This window comes from Opitutaceae bacterium TAV5 (assembly GCA_000242935.3).
In the GTDB taxonomy this organism is placed as follows: domain Bacteria; phylum Verrucomicrobiota; class Verrucomicrobiia; order Opitutales; family Opitutaceae; genus Geminisphaera.
Map to the genome: position 1 here is coordinate 6,227,718 of CP007053.1, position 16,293 is coordinate 6,244,010.

Below are 16,293 nucleotides of genomic sequence, written 5' to 3' on the forward strand. Positions count from 1 at the left end.
CTACCCCGATGCGCGCAATCGGCAGACCTCCGTTCGCCTCCGAGCCCTCCAGATCGCACCGCGCCTTCACGCTCATCGAGCTGCTGGCGGCCATCGCCATCATCGGCATCCTGGCGGCGCTGGTCCTTTCCGGACTCTCCACCGCCCGGCGCATGGCGCGCAGCGCCGTCAGCATGAGCAACCTCCGTCAGCTCGCTACCGCCAACCTCAATTATGCCACCGAACACCGCGGTCGCTATGTGCCAGCCATGAGTCACAGTAACAAAAAACGCTGGCATGGAGAACGCCAAACCATAAGCGGCGGGCCGGATGATCCCTTCATCGGGGAAAAAGGCTATCTGGCCCCCTGGCTCGGCCAAAGCGGCAAAGTCAAAGATTGCCCCGTCCTCGCCTCGATGGACCTCGCCAAACCCGACGCAGGCTCCTTCGAGGAAAGTACCGGTTGCGGCGGTTATGGTTACAACATGGCCTACCTCGGCGGCTGGCTCAATTCCGAGGAGGAAACCGGGGGCTATCACGACCCGCAACCTTATACCCAGGACCAAATCGAAAACCCCTCTCAAATCCTGATGTTTGCCAGCACCGCCTTCCCCAAAAACGACGAAGAGCGCGGCAAATACGGCATCATGGAATATGCCTTTGCCGAACCTTATTACCCGCGTGGCCCTGCCACCGCCTCGACTACAAAGCTGATTCCCTCGCTCCACTTCCGGCACGGTGGCAAGGCCCACATCGCCTGGTGCGACGGCCACGTGACAGCCGAGAAACCCACCGTCAACACCTCCTATGTGGACGAAACCTGGCGCAAGCTGAACATCGGCCATATCGATCCCCTCCTTTATAACGGAAAGTTCAATCCTCGCCCGGACCGGAAATTCGAATAACGCGCCCGCCTCTCCTGCGGTTTCTCGCCGCAGCAACAACAACCGAAAACAACAAAACGCCATGAAGAACACCCGCCCAAGCACCCTCGCCCGCGCCAGCCTGCTGGCCCTCGGACTCGGCTTTGCCTCCGCCCTCTGCGCTCAAAGCTCCATCATCACGACCACCGCGGATTATTCGGCACTGGACGTCACCCCCACGCTCTCCCTCGTCAACGGCGGATTCACCGTTTATGACCAAGAGCTCCACCACTGGAACGGCGACGAGTATGAAATCCGCACCGCAGACGGTACCGACACAGTCCTGGCGACCTACACGCCTGATATTCCGATCGCCAGCAACGGCTTCGGTGATGCCTTTGGTCTCTACGATCCCGACAACGATATTTTTTATGTCGGCACCTACGACTGGTCGGGAAGCGGCCTGTACAGCTATGACGCAGGCACCGACACCTGGACTGATCTCGGCGTTTTCGATTCGCTTTACGCCGGTGCCGTCCATGATGGCGATGTTTACGTCTCCGGCCTGAACGCCATCTGGACTGGCGGCGTCGGCCAGGACAACCAGATCGCGCTCTACGACCTCACCGGTGCGGGCAATCACGATGTGCTCATCCAGGCGACGGGCAACTCGGCCAGTGTCGCGGTCGATTCGAACGGTGATGTCTATTACGCCAGCTACGAACCATCCGGCTCCTCGCGCATCTACAAGTGGACCAAGGCCCAGATCGACAGCGTCCGCGCCGACCAGCCAGGCGGCGGCACCGCCGGTGGAGGCGCGGGCGACAAATATCTCACCTATGCCGATGCCACCGTGCTCGCCCCCCTCCCCTCCGGAACAGGCGCCAACGGCATCGCCGTGGATGAAGATTTCAATGTCTTTGTCACCTACAACGGCAGCAGCAGCGGCCTGCTCGTGTGGAAGTCAGCCAGTGCCACGACCGAGGTCATCGGCACCTTCACCTTTTGGGGCGGCTACATTTCAACCTACGGCGACTTTTTCGACGGCGGCGCCGTTTACGTGAACTCCTACGGCTCCGGCATCGCCGAGGTTACTTACACTCCTGTTCCGTAACCCGACTGCCTGCCGCCATACGATGGACCGCAGCCACATGATCCCGGACTCAAACCGCCCTCGGAGTCATGTGGCCCCTCGCCTCCAAACTCCTGCCTCCGCCCGCCACCCCGCACACCTTTTTCCGAAACCTGCCATGACCAAGCATCCTCACACCGCTCCCTCCGCCTCGCGCCTTGCGCCTGCGACACTGGCTCTCGCCCTTGCGGCGGCGGCGATGTCTTCATCCACCGCGACGGCTCACGAAATCTCCCGCGTCGGCCTCTACGGCCTGCCGGAGTTTGCCGACGCCAGCGGCATCTCGTCCGGCTCCATTGATGGCATCCCCGGCGCATTGTATGCCTATGGGTTGTCCGGGCGCAAGCTGGGCGGCGATGGCAGCCTCACCTACGGCGACGCCGCCTGGGGCACCAATCTCGCCACCGGCGAAACGTTCCGCATCGGCCTGTGGGACAAGCCCGGCTCCGGCACCACCGAGTTCACCTCCGCCAGCGGTTCCCAAAGCAGTTACATCTACGGCTTCGGCGCCACCCAGCCCACTCTCTCCGGCTACATTGTCGGCACCTCCACCCGCCACAACGGGCTGAATCCCGCCGACACCACCCCTTACTTCAACGGCTCCGGCGCCTGGGTGGCCAATGCCTTCACCGGCGTCACCACCCGCATCGGCCTCTGGGGCGGAGAATTTGGCGACATCCGCCAGCACAGCGGCATCACCAGTCTGACCGAGTCCGGCTGGATCACGGGTTTCTCCTACCGGCAGAACAGCGCCTACGACCAGGACAACAACCGCGGGGCCTGGATCGCCAACGCCGCGACTGGCGAGACTGTCCGCGTCGGCTATTGGGATGCGACCGACTCCGCCTCCAGCACCTTCACCAGCAGCGAAGGCAAGCAGTATAGCACCGTGCGCGCGGTCGATTCGGCGGGCTACGCCATCGGCTCCTCCTGGATTTACAACGGCAGCCAGACACAAACCGGTCAGGCCACCTGGATCGCCAACACCGGGCAGCGCACCGAAACCAACGGCTATGAAACCCGCCGCGTCGGCCTTTACCAAGGCTCCGAATACACCGCCGCCAGCGGCGCGCAATTCAGCGAATTTTACAACCGTACCGAATCGGGTTACGTCACCGGTTATTCCACGCACACGACGGGCGGAGCCCTCGACGACTACAACCGCGCCATGTGGGTGACCAGCACCCACACGGGCGAAACCCTCCGCGTCGGCCTGTGGAAGGAGGAAGACTGGGGCGACGAATTCACCAGCTTGGAAGGCCGGCAGTTTTCCGACACCAACGCGACCCTCGGCAGCGTCTCGGAAAACGGCGTGGTCATCGGCCAGTCCGTGCGTTTCCTCGGGCTCGCCGGCGAGGCCTACGCCCGATACGGCCATGCCGCCTGGGTGGCCAACGCCGACACCGGAGTGACCCGGCGCGTCGGTTTCCGGGAGGGAGCCGAATTCACCAGCAACAAGGATAAACAAAACAGCGAAATTCAGCCTGCCAGCCTCGGCAACGTGGACCGCACCGGCTACGTTTACGGCTATTCCGAACGCTACAACGGCAAAGCCATCCAACTCGGTCAGGCTGCCTGGATCGCCAACGTGAATACCGGCGAAACCATTCGCATGGGCTTCTGGGACGAGTCCGGCTCCGGTGCCTACACCAAGAATGCCGGTTCCGGCAGTGGCTCCTACGGCACCCAATACAGCCTCGTCAGGAGTTCGAATGCTTCCGGACAGTTCGTCGGCGACAGCACGATCTATGGCGCTACCACCGGCGTCGAAGGCAACGCCATGTGGGTGGCCAGCACCACCGACCCCACCGCCCGCCGTATCGGCCTCTACGAAGGCCCCGAGTTCACGCTCGCCGACGGCATCCAGGACAGCCGCTATGAAAACCTGCTCGGCATTGCCTCGGGCTATGTCGCCGGCACCTCCATACGCGCCGCCGGGGGCGCAGCCACCTGGGTGGCCAATGCCAACACCGCCCAGACCGTGCGGGTCGGCCTTTATCAGGACCCTCAATTCACCAGCGCTACCGGCGCGCAAGGCAGCGCCTTCTGGACATCGCCCAATGTCCACGCCGCCGATCTTTTTAAACAGCGGGAGCGCGTCCTCGGCAATTCCGTGACCTACGACAACAACGGCGAAAACCTCGGCAACGCCTCGTGGATCGCCCGGGCCGACACCGGCGCGACCACTCGCCTTGGCCTTTGGGACAAGGACGGTGGCAACATCTACACCCGGAGCGACGGCAAGCAGATCACCCACATCGGCGGCGCCTCCGTCGCAGCCGGCTACGTCTGGGGCTATTCCTACCGCTACAACGGCAATTACACCACCAGCAACGAGGGCCAGACGGCATGGATATTCAACATCGACTCCGAAATCCAGGTTTCCTTCGCGTTTTCCATCAGCGACACGGGCCGCAGTTATTCCGAAGTCAAAGGCATGTCCGATGACGGCATCGCCTGGGGTGTTTATTACACCTATAATGGGAATACGTATGTCGATACCCGGGCGTTTTTCTGGGGGGAAGAGTTTGGCGCCGTGGACGTCAACGAACTCCTCGCCGCTGAACTTGCCGCCGGAGGCTGGGCCAGCCTCTCCACCATCGACAGCATCCTCACCGGCGCGGACGGCTTGTTTACTATCACCGGTACCGGTCTCATGTTGAATGGAGACAACGGTCTTTTCCTGGCGACAATCGAAATTCCCAATATTGGCGAGACCAGCCTTGGCCGCGGCTATCTCGGCTCCGCCATCCCCGAACCCGCCACCTGGGCGCTGATCCTGTCCCTCGGCAGCGCTCTCGCTGCCATCTCTTATCGCATCCGCCAGCGTTGGCGCTGACGGAGCCAGCCTTCAATCCAGCATAACCATGAGCCACGTCCGTATAATCACTGCCTGCCTGATAGCCGCCACACTTGGCATTCCATCAGTTCCTCCGCTCCTTGCCGATGAAATTCCACCGTTCGGACTCACCGGCGATGAGTTTACCTCCACTACTAATATTGGTGCCACTACCGAATCCGGATATGTGCGAGGTACTACAATCCGACTTGACGGAGGGAACGCAGCTTGGGTTGCGCACACCAGTACAGGCAGCGGCACCCGCGTCGGCCTGTGGGACGCCTCTGGCTCCGGCGAGTTCACCCATGCAACCAATGGTATGCAAAACAGTACTATTTCCGGTCTCACCGAGAGCGGTATCGCGTATGGAATATCTAACCGCTACTACTATAATGGAGTGACAGCAGGAGGAGCAGGACAGGCCGCTTGGGTTGCGGATGCCAGCGCGGAAAACATCAGCAGCCACAGAGTCGGTTTTTGGGATGAGGCCGACTCTGTCACTAAAGAATTCACCTATGTCCATCCAACTAGCAATGCCACACAGCAATACTCGACATTTTCAGTGAATTCGTCGGGGACTTTGATATCAAAACCAATTAACGGCGCCACCTATATTGCCGGTTATTCCAGACGTTACAACGGTGGAACCACTCAACTTGGGCAAACCGCTTGGCTTGCTAATGCGACAACTGGTGAAACTATCCGCGTGGGCTTTACCGAAGGTATATTCACTAAGGCGAAAGGCACGAGCGCGATCGGTAGTCAAAACAGTGGAATCCACATGATGAATTCTTCCGGCTACTTTGGCGGATATTCTTTGATGTATTCTCTTACAGATGGTACCCCTACAGCAAGTCAGTCCGGTGCTCTGTGGATTGGGCATGTTTCAGATGCTGCTGCGATTACTCGTATTGGTCTTTACGATAAAACTGGAGTTGGTGAATTTACTCAAAAAGATACTGGAGTTCAAAGCAGCATAAACGTGATTACTCTGACGGAGGCGGGCTACTGGGCTGGTCATTCCAATCGTTATAATAACGAGACAGGTGCCGGTGCAGGACAGGGTGCTTGGGTGGCCGATGCCGCCACTGGTGAGACCCACCGCATCGGCCTCTGGGGCGAAGGCTATACCTCTTCGACTCAATATCAGTCATCAGTCATCAAGAACGACAGTGGAAGTGGTGCTGCTGTCGCACTCCTCAACAAAGGTAAAGTGCTCGGCACCTCCACTCGCTACAGTGGCACCGACAACCTCGGCAACGCCGCTTGGATCGCGGACGCCGCCACCGGCGTGACCAGACGTCTCGGCCTCTGGGATGAGGGTGGCGTTGGCACTTTCACCAGTGCCTCCACTGGAGCCCAAAACTCCGATGTCACTCTTCCTCTCATCACGACCAATTCCGACTACGACTACGTCTGGGGCTACTCCCAGCGTTACGACGAAACCGGCGCCGGTGCCGATACCAACCGCACCGCCTGGGTTTACAATTTTGAGACCGACACCCAGACCGCCTTCGACATCTCCGTCAGCACCGACGGACTCAGCTATTCGATCGTCAACGGCGTGACCGATGGCGGCGTCGCCTTCGGCTCCTACAAGCTCTACGCTGGCGACATCTTCGTCGGAGATCGTGCCTTTTTCTGGGGAGAAGCTTTCGGCGTGCATGATCTCGACGGCCTTGTCGCCGACCAGCTCATCACCGGCGGCTGGGAAACGCTCACAACCATCACCTCGGCCACCGAAAATGGCGATCTCCTCACCTTCATCGGCCAAGGCGTTCTCGCTGGCGGAGGCACCAGCCAGTTTTCCGTTACCCTCGACCTCGCCTCCATCGCCATCCCCGAGCCCGCCACCTGGGCCGGCATTCTCGGCCTTCCCGCGCTTGTTGGTGCTGCGGCCCTGCGCCGACGCAGATAACCCGCCCCCTCCGCAGACAGGGCAGGCCCCAGCACAAAAAGAGCGAAACCATCCGCCGGTTTCGCTCCTTCTCTTTTTCCCTCTCAGTTCCCCCGCCGGATCTCCGAACCCTGGAAGCGGATCTGCGTGCGGAAGACTTTTTTCACGCGGTTGGTGACCTTGCCGGTCGTCAGGTCCACCTGGTCGGGCACCTCGATCCGGTGCACGTCCACCACCGCGTGGTAACCGCGCTCGGAAAAGACGTCGATCAGCATCGCCAGCGCCACCGGATCGTCCAGCAGGCAATCCTCGCTGTTGATCAGCGCCACCCCGGAAATCGCGTGTCGCAGCACGATCGGCAGGATCTTCTTTTCAATGAAGGCCACGACCTTCGCAAAAAGCTCGGCGTGGTTGAACTCATAGTCGTCGAGCCGTTTCACGAGTTCCTGCCGCGCATGGACGATGAGCTCGTCGGCCACCGGGATCGCGCGCAGCCGGTCGTGCGTCAGCGGATCGAGTTCGAGCGAGCTCTGGTATTGCAGCTCCTTGAGGATGTTTTGCTCCACTTCCGCGATCGAACCCTGCGCATTGACGAAGTGGTAATGGAAAATTTCCTTCAGCGACTGGAGCGCCTCCCAGGTCTGTTCCTTGAACACGCGGTAACGGTGTTTCGCCAGCTCCACGTCGTAATCCGTGGCCCGCTCCTCCTGCAACTCGCCCACGCCGGTGCGGCGCACTTCCTCGTTGTATTTCTTGATCTCCAGGCCGCGCTTGAGCTGGCGCTCGACGGAGGTCTTTTCATCCACGAACAGCACCATGATGTGGATCGTCGGCTGACGAAAATGCATGCCGAGCGGCGTGCGGTAAAACTCGCGGCGCAGCCCCTGCATTTTTTCGGCGAGGAGTTTCAGGCACTCCACCTGCACCTCCGTGCGGGGGAAACCGTCGAGGATGACGCCGTCGCGGTACTCGGGCCGCAGCAGATGGCGGATGAGCAGGCCCACGACCTCGCGGTCGCCGACCATGCCGCCGGCATCCTTGATCTTGCGCGCCTCGGGTGTGTCGAGCAGCGAGCTGACCACGAGCGGAGCGCAGGTGAGTCCGCGCGCCTTGAGGATGAAGCCGGTATTCGTGCCCTTGCCCGAACCGGGAGCGCCGCCGAGGAGAATGATCTCCTTGGGGAAACGCAGGTTCTCGCGGCCGAGCTCGGTCTCGAGCGCGTGCCAGACGCTGTCGAAGATCAGCTGGGCATCCTTGATCTCGAGATCGTGATGGACGCTGACGGCAGGCGCAGGTTTTTCGGTGGAATGTCGGGCGGTGTTCATGAGGGAAATGGACGACGGGGAATGCATTTTTTGTTTCGGGAGTTTTTCGGACGGAGAGAAATCCCCGCACGATCAGAGGCTTGCGAAAAGATAAAAATCCGCGGAACTTTTTTCGTCCCCGCACGTCCTACTCCACATGCTTCTGATGCTCTGTCCGGTAGCGACAACGAAAAAGCTCTCACGAGCCTGACGAAATCGCAATCGGGTAAACATCAAGGCATTGTATGTGTTCTTTTGGTTGCAGGTTTCTGAGGAATTCCTGGAGGTGCGACTTCCAGGATTGTTAGTTGAAGCTGGACCTGACGGGGCCGTCTCTGAGACGGCCCCGTCTTGGTTTATGGCCACTTTTTCGAGCCGGCATCGGTTTTGTGCTGCTGACCTGCCTACCCTTCCGGTTTCTGCCACGGCTACAGGTAGTCCCGGCGGGCCTCGAGGGCGCTCCTGAGCGTCACCGAATCGGCGTAGAGCACGCCGGCTCCGCTCGGCAGGCCGAAGCCGATGCGCGTCAGCTTCACGCCGGGCTGCACCGTGGCGATCTGTTGCGTGAGGTAATGGCAGGTTGCCTCGCCTTCCACGTCGTTGGAGAGGGCGAGAATCAGCTCGCGGACGTCGCCTTCGGCCACACGTGCCAGCAACGGGGCGAAATTCAGGTCGTCGGGGCCTACGCCGTTGATCGGCGAGAGCTTGCCGTGGAGCACGTGGTAATGTCCGCGCCAGGCGCCGGAGCGCTCCATCGCCACGAGATCGGGCACGTGTTCCACCACGCACACGATGCCGGCATCGCGGGTCGGGTCGGCGCAGATCGGGCAAAGCTCGTCTTCGGCGAGGTTGCCGCAGCGCGAGCAGCGCCGCACGGTGCGCGCCGCGTCTTCCAGCGCCTGCACGAGGGCGGACAGGCGGGCGGGCTTTTCGACCAGCAGGTGCAGGGCGATCCGCTCCGCCGACCGGTAACCGAGCCCCGGCAACTGCTTCAGGTGTTGCTGGAGTTTTTCAAACGCGGGAGTCATGAAGCCGAGGGGCGGCGGGTCCGGGTGTTTTTCCCGGGAATCAGAACAGGCCCGGCATCGAGAAGGCCGAGGTCACTTTCTGCATTTCGGTGTCGTTGTACTCCTTGGCCTGCCTGGCGGCGTCCTGCACGGCGTTGAGGATCGTCTCGGAGACGAGGGCGGCATCTTCCTTGAGAAACTCGGGGTCGATGGTCAGGCCGAGGAACTTGCCGGCACCGTTGATTTTCACCTGCACGGCGCCACCGCCGCTGGTGATATCGAATTCCTTCGCCTCGATCTGGGTCTGGAGCGACTCGATCTGGCGCTGCATTTTCTGGGCTTGTTTGAGAACTTTTCCGAGGCCGGCCATATGCTGGAGTGGTTGGTGGATTGAAGCGTGTTCAGTTCGGGTGGATGAAAAGGCCCCCATCGCGCCAACCCTCCGCGCGCTCTTCAAGCTCCAAGTGCAAGTGATCCATGAAATACCGGACAAAACGTTTGCCGCGGACGGGTTGGTAACCTCAATCGGGGATCATCCGGTTTTCCTATGCAATGGTACTATTCACATAACGGCCAGCAGGCGGGACCCGTCCCGCAGGCGGATTTCGACAACCTTGTCCATTCCGGTGTCATCACGCCCTCGACGCTCGTCTGGCGGGAAGGCATGTCCGAATGGCGACCGGCATCGGAGGTCGGGGTCTCCGCCGCCGCGCCGCCCATCCCGCTTCCGGCCGGTGGCAATCCGTCCGTCGCTGCGCCCGCCGGCGATGCGGCCCCGGACCCCGATACTGCCGTGTGCGCAGTCAGCGGGCAACGCTACCCGAAAAGCCAGATGATCCAGTACGAGGGCAAGTGGATCGGCGCGGCGCACCGCGACGAATTTTTCCAGCGCCTGCGCGAAGGTGTGGGGCAGCGCGGGCCAGGCGACGTGCGTTATGCCGGATTCTGGATCCGGTTTGTGGCGGCGTTTATCGACGGTGTTTGTGTCCAGATCATTGTCTTCATCCCCTCGTTTGTCATCGGGTTGCTGATCGGCATGGCCGGCCCGGGACAGCAAGTTACCCAAATACTGGCCCAGATGGCGGGATTCATCATTGGTCTCGTCATCGGCATCACCTACGAAATATTCTTCATCCGCAAGTTCGACGCCACGCCGGGCAAGCTGGCGGTGGGCATCCGGTTGTTGCGGGCGGATGGTTCAAAGCTCTCGGTCGGGCGCATCCTCGGGCGTTATTTCGCAAAACTGGTCAGCGGCATCATCCTGTGCATCGGCTACATCCTGGCCGCGTTCGACAGCGAGAAACGCGCTCTCCACGACCACATGTGCGACACTCGCGTGACTTACAAAAACTGATCCGGCAAACTGTCCCGCTCCCCCTTCCCTCTCGCTCTCCCTCCTGTGACACAAACGGAAACAGCCATTCGCCACGCCGTCATTTGCCCCAAGTGCAGGCACACGATGGTCTCCGGCCTCGGCATGGTTTCCGCCGCCGCCGGTTTGTGCGGCGTGCGCGGCGTGACGGAGACCGGCTGCGCCTGCCCCGTGTGTTCACGCTCCGGCGTGCTGATTCCCTTTCCCTCGTTGCGGCGGCGTCCCCGCGTGGCGCAGGCCCGGGCCGTGGTGGAACAGGGCGAGGCGTCATGCTTTTATCATGACACCAACCAGGCGGCGGCGGTGTGCGACGATTGCGGGCGGTTCCTGTGCCCGGTGTGCGCGGTGGAGTTTTCGGGCGACACGCTCTGCCCGCGGTGCATCGAGGAACGCAATACCAGCGGCGCGGCGCTCGCCTCCAGCCGGGTGTGTTACGACACCCTCGCGCTGATGGTGGCCGCACTGCCGTTGTTGATGTGGTTTCTCACCTGCCTGACCGCTCCCGCCGCGCTGGGCGTGATCATTTACGGCTGGAACAAACCCGGCAGCCTCCTGCGCGGCCGGGGCTGGTGGAGCCGGCGCTGGCGGTTCCTGCTCGCCGGAGTTTTGGCAACCGGCGAAATCACCGGCTGGATCATCCTCCTCGTGTCGCTCGTATCCGGATAACCAGAACAACCGGTCCAGTCGCCAACGCGCCTCCTTTCACCTCCGCCCCCCTCCGCGCACGCCATCATGCTCCTCGCCCTGCTCATCATCCCTGCTGCTTTTTTCGCCATCGCGGTCATTTTCGGCGCTGTTAACGGACGCAACACGCGGATCGACGGACCCGCCGGGACGTTCTTGCGGCTGGCGCGTCCGCGCAGTTCGATTGCGATGGCGACGAGCCTGTGGCTCGGCGACCGGCACCTGATGCTCGTGAGAAGCTCCGGCATGCGCGAGGAATACCAGCGTTTCGACTTCCGCGACATCCGCGGCTTTTACGTGGAAAAATCATGGCAGACGCCGGTGCTCTGGCTGGTGTGGCTGGGGCTGGTCGTCCTCGTCGCGCTGCTTTTTCTCCTGATGCGCTATTTGGCGGGCGAGAAAGCGGAGGTGTCGAATATGACGATGACCATTACCATGACGATCATGATGGGCATCTTTCTCGGTATGGGAGCCGCTGCCGCATGGAACATGGGGCGCACGCGGCGGGTTTACGTTGCCACCCGGCTGCAAACCGCACTGCTGGCGCCGCTGGCTTCGGCGCGGCAGGTGCGGCGATTCATGGAGCGCGTCGTGCCCCTGGTCAACGCCGCGCAGGCGCAGGCGACGCCGGAAAACTGAGCCCGTCATGACACCGCCGCCGACACCGCCCCTGCCGCCGTCTCCGTCGCCCGGATACGCTCCACCGGCGAATTTTCCCGCTCCGCGCCCGCGGCCGGTGGCGCTGCATGTCCGGCGATGCGCGCGCCATGCGGAGCGCGAGGCCGTGGCGCGATGCGTGGCCTGCGGCGGCTTTTTTTGCCGCGAATGCATCGCCGAACACGATCGCCGCGTGTACTGCGCGTCGTGCCTGGTCCGCGTCGTCAACCGGCGGACGGCGGTGCGAGGGAGGCGGCACGGCTTCGCCGCGGTGCGGCGAGGCATGCTGCTGGCGATTTCGGCGTTGCTCCTCTGGACCGGTTTCTGGCTGCTCGGCCGCGGGCTCGGCAAACTGCCGGCCCGGATGCACGAAGGCACGCTGTGGCAACGCAGCGACTGGGAAAAACGTGGCGAGGAGGGCGTGGAGCCATGAACGCGACCGGTGCGGAGGCCGCCCCTGCTGCGCAAAAACGGTCGCGCCGGGTCCGCCGCGTGCAGCGGCGACGGGCGGGCGAGCCGGGCGCCATCGACTTGCTGGAGGAGGCCGCACACCTGCTGCGGGAAGCGCCGGCGGGCGCATGGGCGCTTTACTTCACCGGGGCAGGCGCGTGGGTACTCGGGTTTCTGTTCTTCTGGGCGCACGCGAGCTGGCGCGCGCCCTCGCCGGAGCGGGTGGCGTGGTACGCGCTGGGCCTCGTCGCATTGTTCGCGGGGCTGAAGCTGGCGCAGGCGATTTTCTGCGAACAGTTGATGGCGCTGCGCACGGGACGCCAGCCGCGCCGGATCACGATGGCGGAGGCGCGACGGATCACCGTCACCCAGCTTCGTTGCCACGGGCTGGCGGTCGTGGCGCTGCCGGTGGCGGCGTTGCTCATGCTGCCCTTTTGTTGGGTGTGGGCGTTTTACCAGAATCTCGGCGTGCTGGGTGCGAGCGGCGGCGACGACGCGCATCGGGCGGAGGACGGGGACCGCGAAGAGTGTGAGAAAAACCTGCTCTCCGCGGCCCGCGAGCAGGCTGCGCTCTGGCCCGCGCAGAATCATGTGGGGCTGGTGTTGCTCTCGCTCGTCGCCACGTGGGTGCTGGCGATCGTGGCGATCTCGTTTTTCCTGCTGCCCTGGCTGGCGGGCCGGTTGCTCGGCGTGGAGAATTTTACGGACATTACGGGCTGGTCGGGCTTCAACACGACGGCGGCGGCCTGCGTGGTTTCGCTCGCATGGCTGGTGGTCGATCCGCTGGTGAAGGCGTTTTATACCCTGCGGGTTTTTTACGGCCGCTCGCGCCGCAGCGGCGAGGATCTGCTCGTCGCGCTCGCCGATGCCGACAAGGCGCGGCGGCGACCGGGGCGCGGTGCGGCGACGGGCATCCTCATCGTGGCGCTGACGCTCGTGGCAACGCTCGTTTCCGGAACGCAAAGCGCCGCGGCCGCGCAGACGGGAGACGTCGAGGCGGGTGGCAAGGCCGACGCCGGAACCGCATCCGGACCCTCCACCGGGAGCCGGGTCGATCCCGGCGCGCTCGACCGGGCGCTCGACGAGGCATTGCGGCAGGATGATTTTGTCTGGCAACTGCCGCCGGCGCCTGCGGCCGGCGAGGTGAACGATGCCGACCGGCCCTGGCTCCTCCGGGTCACACGGCAGGGCATCGAGTGGCTTGTCGAAACCGTCGGCAGCGTCATCGACGCGGTACGCCGGTTTGTCGCCTGGATCGAAAAACTCCTTGGCCTGCGCGACAGCGATGCCCGTCCCGATCCCGCCGCGGGGGCCGCCGGCCTCGATGCGTCCTGGGTTCGTATCCTGCTTTATGTGACGCTCGGGCTCATCGCCCTGCTGGTCGTGTGGGGGGCGATCCGCCTCTGGCAAGCGCGACGACAGGCGAAGCCCGCGCCGGGCGCAGCGGGAACCGCGGCGGCACTCCCCGGCGTGCCCGACCTGGCCGACGATTCCGTGCAGGCCGCGCAGCTTCCCGCCGACGGTTGGGAACTGCTCGCCCGGGAGAAGATGACCCGGGGTGAATGGCGACTCGCGCTGCGCGCGCTTTATCTCGCCAGCCTCGCCCGCCTCGGCACAGGCGGCTGGCTCGCCCTGGCGCGCCACAAAACCAACGCCGATTACGAAACCGAACTCCGCCGCCGCGCCGCGCAGCACACGACACTCGTCGCGTGGTTCAGCGCGCGGCGGCGGGAATTCGAGGCCGTCTGGTACGGCCGCGCCGCTCCCGACGAGCAACAGGTGCGCGGCTGGCTGGACGACATCGGACGCGGCATGACCGAACCGGCAACGGACGCGGGCGGCGCGGCCGGGATCGTGGCGAGGAAGGAGGGCGGAGCGTGAACCGGCCGCGTGTTTCCCTTGTGTTGCTGGCGCTGGTGCTTGTCGCGCTGGCTGCCGGGTTTTCGCGGTTGTGGCGGATGCGTTTCTCGCGCGGCGACGTGTTTCCGCCGTACTCGACGCTCCGTGCCGATCCTCTCGGCACGCGCGCGCTTCATGACGCGCTGCAACGCCTGCCGGGGCTGGCGGTGGAACGTTCGCTGAAACCGCTCGCCGCCACCCGCGCCGGGCCGCCGCGCACGCTCGTGCTCGCAGGCATGGATAACATGGGTATTCACTTAATAGATACCAAATCGACCGATGCGCTCGACGCCGCCGTGCGCGCCGGTTCGCGGCTGGTGGTGACTTTCCGGCCCGTGCCGCCGGCGCCGCCGGCCATCAAGCGCGGCGACAGGACGGACAAGGGCTCGAAGGACCTGAAGGAGGGAAAAGACGCCGCCGCCGCCGCGGACAACGACGATGCCGCGGCGAAGCCCGACTGGCGCATGCGTTGGGGGATAGAAACCAGCACGAGCGCCGACACCTCGCAGACGGCCGTCGCCGCGCGCCACACGCCGCCGGGTCTGCCGCTCGCGTTACCGTGGATGAGCGGCATGGTTTTCGATCTGTCGCCGGAAAGCCGCCGGGTGCGGTTGCCCGTGCCGGAATCGTCGCCGTGGCGCGTGCTCTACGAACGCGACGGCCAGCCGGTGCTCGTCGAGCGCGCGCTGGGCGCGGGTTCCATCGTGTTTGCCGCCGATTCGTTTTTCGTGAGCAACGAGGCCATGCAGCTCGCGCGCGAACCCGCCCTGCTCGCCTGGCTCGTGGGGCCGCACGCGCGCGTGGTGTTTGACGAAGCGCACCTCGGCGTGCGCGAGGATACCGGCATTGCCGCGCTCGGGCGGCGCTACGGACTCGGCGCAACGTTCGTCACCTTTTTGTTGTTTGCCGCGCTTTTCGTGTGGCGCCGCGCCGCCGCGTTCGTGCCCCCCGCCCCCGAGGAGCCGGTCGCCGGTCTCGACTACAAGCCCACCGCAGGCATCGAGGCGCTGTTGCGCCGCTCCGTACCGCCACGCCGGCTCGCCGAGACCTGCCTCGCCGAATGGAGTTCCTCCGCCCGCTCCGAAGACATCGGGCGCGCTGCGCCCGCCATCGCCGCCCACGCCGCCAGCCCCGCCGCCGCCCATAACGCCGCCGCCCGGGCGCTCGGACGCGGGACGCAGCCGCTTCGCTGACCCCTCCCCCCTCCCCTCTTCACTTTTTTCACCATGTCATCGCTCGAAAAATTCCGCACCACGATCGCCGCCGCCCGGGCGCAGATCGGCAAGGTCATCGTCGGCCAGGACGCCGTCATCGACCTCGCACTCATCACGCTCCTCTGCCGCCAGCACGCGCTCGTCGAAGGCGTGCCCGGCATCGCCAAGACGCTCCTCGTGCGCACGCTCGCCCACGTCCTCGGCGTGCCGTGCGGACGCGTGCAGTTCACGCCCGACCTGATGCCCGCCGACATCACCGGCACCAACGTCTTCAACCTCCAGACCCATGCCTTCACGCTCGTCCACGGGCCGGTGTTCACGTCGTTCCTGCTCGCCGACGAGATCAACCGCGCCCCGGCCAAGACGCAGGCTGCGCTGCTCCAGGCCATGCAGGAGCGCGCCGTCACCATCGACAGCGACACGCACGCGCTCGACGACAGTTTTACCGTCTTCGCCACGCAAAATCCGGCCGACTCCGAAGGCACCTATCCGCTGCCCGAGGCGCAGAAGGATCGCTTCATGCTGAAAATCCTCATGGAGCCGCCAACGCGCGCCGACGAGCTGACGCTGGCCCGCCGGCTCGTCATAGACCGCACCTCCCCCGAAACGATGCTCGCCGGCGGCGCGGTGAGCCCGGTGCTCGCGCCCGGCGAACTCGCGGAACTGCGCGCCGCGCTCGAAGCCGTGACGCTGCGCGAGGAGCTGGTGGCCTACATCGTCGATCTCGTGCGCGCCACGCGCAGCCACGAGTGCGTGCTGGTCGGCGCAGGGCCGCGCGCCACGCAGGCGCTGCTCCTTGCCAGCCGCGCGCGCGCCGCGCTCGACGGCCGCGATTTTGTCACGCCTGACGACGCCCGCGGCCTCGCCCCCGCCGTCCTCGGCCACCGCCTCGTGTTGCGTCCGGAGTTCGAAATCGAAGGCATGACCATCGACGAAGTCCTCGCCCGCATCCTCGAACAGGTCGCCGTGCCCCGGTAAGGGTTTCCCGATTCCCGG

15 protein-coding genes are annotated in these 16,293 nt (G+C 64.0%); 12 read left to right on the top strand and 3 right to left on the bottom strand.

Annotation, left to right across the window (positions count from 1 at the left end; translation table 11 throughout):
* Positions 1-8 precede the first annotated feature (8 nt).
* The 5 genes from OPIT5_26330 to OPIT5_26350 all read left to right on the top strand — a co-directional run bounded on the left by OPIT5_26330 (position 9) and on the right by OPIT5_26350 (position 6,731).
* Positions 9-884 carry a type II secretory pathway, pseudopilin PulG gene (locus OPIT5_26330; protein AHF93210.1) on the top strand — a complete coding sequence of 292 codons (876 nt, stop codon included), beginning with the start codon at positions 9-11 and terminating at the stop codon, positions 882-884.
* A 61-nt stretch (positions 885-945) separates the two neighbouring features.
* Positions 946-1,956, top strand: a complete 1,011-nt coding sequence (locus tag OPIT5_26335) for a hypothetical protein (protein AHF94770.1) — start codon at positions 946-948, stop codon at positions 1,954-1,956.
* Between the two features lie 136 nt (positions 1,957-2,092).
* Positions 2,093-4,813 carry a hypothetical protein gene (locus OPIT5_26340; GenBank protein AHF94771.1) on the top strand — a complete coding sequence of 907 codons (2,721 nt, stop codon included), beginning with the start codon at positions 2,093-2,095 and terminating at the stop codon, positions 4,811-4,813.
* Positions 4,814-5,649: 836 nt separating this feature from the next.
* Entirely contained in the window at positions 5,650-5,793 is a 144-nt protein-coding gene (locus tag OPIT5_26345; protein ID AHF94772.1) for a hypothetical protein, read from the top strand.
* 233 nt (positions 5,794-6,026) lie between these two features.
* A complete protein-coding gene (locus tag OPIT5_26350) occupies positions 6,027-6,731 on the top strand; it encodes a hypothetical protein (GenBank protein ID AHF94773.1) in 705 nt (234 codons plus the stop codon).
* Positions 6,732-6,814: 83 nt separating this feature from the next.
* Here the strand turns inward: OPIT5_26350 and OPIT5_26355 are convergent, their stop codons facing one another.
* The 3 genes from OPIT5_26355 to OPIT5_26365 form a co-directional block, all read right to left on the bottom strand.
* The gene (locus tag OPIT5_26355; GenBank protein AHF93211.1) at positions 6,815-8,035 is read right to left on the bottom strand and encodes an adenylate kinase; all 1,221 of its coding nucleotides are present in this window, start codon (positions 8,033-8,035) and stop codon (positions 6,815-6,817) included.
* Positions 8,036-8,442: 407 nt separating this feature from the next.
* Entirely contained in the window at positions 8,443-9,042 is a 600-nt protein-coding gene (locus OPIT5_26360) for a recombinase RecR (protein ID AHF93212.1), read from the bottom strand.
* A 40-nt stretch (positions 9,043-9,082) separates the two neighbouring features.
* Positions 9,083-9,391: a hypothetical protein gene (locus tag OPIT5_26365; protein AHF93213.1), complete on the bottom strand. Its 309-nt coding sequence runs from the start codon at positions 9,389-9,391 to the stop codon at positions 9,083-9,085.
* Positions 9,392-9,568: 177 nt separating this feature from the next.
* On the opposite strand from OPIT5_26365, the gene OPIT5_26370 reads away from it, so the two are divergent.
* The 7 genes from OPIT5_26370 (at position 9,569) to OPIT5_26400 (ending at position 16,275) form a co-directional block, all read left to right on the top strand.
* Positions 9,569-10,375, top strand: coding sequence for a hypothetical protein (locus tag OPIT5_26370; protein AHF93214.1), 807 nt, complete (start codon positions 9,569-9,571; stop codon positions 10,373-10,375).
* 105 nt (positions 10,376-10,480) lie between these two features.
* Positions 10,481-11,059 (top strand): B-box zinc finger, encoded by a 579-nt coding sequence (locus OPIT5_26375; GenBank protein AHF93215.1) that lies wholly within the window; start codon positions 10,481-10,483, stop codon positions 11,057-11,059.
* Positions 11,060-11,125: 66 nt separating this feature from the next.
* On the top strand, positions 11,126-11,716 hold the full coding sequence (locus OPIT5_26380; protein ID AHF93216.1) for a hypothetical protein: 591 nt from the start codon (positions 11,126-11,128) through the stop codon (positions 11,714-11,716).
* Positions 11,717-12,017: 301 nt separating this feature from the next.
* Positions 12,018-12,167: a hypothetical protein gene (locus OPIT5_26385; GenBank protein AHF93217.1), complete on the top strand. Its 150-nt coding sequence runs from the start codon at positions 12,018-12,020 to the stop codon at positions 12,165-12,167.
* Entirely contained in the window at positions 12,164-14,065 is a 1,902-nt protein-coding gene (locus OPIT5_26390; GenBank protein AHF93218.1) for a hypothetical protein, read from the top strand. The genes OPIT5_26385 and OPIT5_26390 overlap by 4 nt, the downstream gene beginning before the upstream one ends.
* On the top strand, positions 14,062-15,276 hold the full coding sequence (locus OPIT5_26395) for a hypothetical protein (GenBank protein ID AHF93219.1): 1,215 nt from the start codon (positions 14,062-14,064) through the stop codon (positions 15,274-15,276). Before OPIT5_26390 ends, OPIT5_26395 begins: the two co-directional genes overlap by 4 nt.
* Positions 15,277-15,309: 33 nt before the next feature.
* Positions 15,310-16,275, top strand: coding sequence for a magnesium chelatase (locus OPIT5_26400; GenBank protein ID AHF93220.1), 966 nt, complete (start codon positions 15,310-15,312; stop codon positions 16,273-16,275).
* Positions 16,276-16,293: the final 18 nt, after the last annotated feature.